Origin of the sequence: Parabacteroides sp. AF21-43, from assembly GCF_003635435.1 — a bacterium.
In the GTDB taxonomy this organism is placed as follows: domain Bacteria; phylum Bacteroidota; class Bacteroidia; order Bacteroidales; family Tannerellaceae; genus Parabacteroides; species Parabacteroides distasonis.
Map to the genome: position 1 here is coordinate 1 of NZ_QTMG01000060.1, position 507 is coordinate 507.

A 507-nucleotide genomic window follows, 5' to 3' on the forward strand; every position below is an offset into this window, starting at 1 on the left:
CGCACAAGGATATCATTCGTTTCTTCATGCTGATACCGGAGGCTTGTAAGCTGGTCCTAGAGGCCGGTACGATGGGTAATGGGGGAGAGATCTTCGTGTTCGATATGGGTAAACCTGTACGGATCGTGGATCTGGCTGAGCGGATGATCCGTCTGAGCGGGGTGAAGGGAATCGAGATCCGGTTCACGGGATTGCGAGACGGGGAGAAGTTGTATGAGGAGGTACTCAATGAGGAGGAGACCTCCAAGCCTACTTTTCATCCGAAGATCAAGATCGCCCAAGTCCGTGCGTATGATTATGCGGACGCCAATCTGCGGATTGATGCCTTGGTACATGCTTGTGCCGTGGAGGGGGATATGCAGATCGTGAAGCGGATGAAGGAGATCGTTCCCGAGTTCAAGAGCCAGCATTCTAAATATGAGGTGTTGGATGAATAGAGCGAAATAAAAAGTAAATTATGGATTTATCCGTGAGGGCCTATGCTATTAATGTTGATTTAAATATAGC

1 protein-coding gene is annotated in these 507 nt (G+C 48.9%); it reads left to right on the plus strand.

Going from position 1 to position 507, the window contains the following annotated elements; genetic code table 11:
* A partial coding sequence (locus DWX84_RS21240; RefSeq protein WP_158593346.1) for a polysaccharide biosynthesis protein occupies positions 1-437 on the plus strand: 437 nt, incomplete at its 5' end.
* Positions 438-507: the final 70 nt, after the last annotated feature.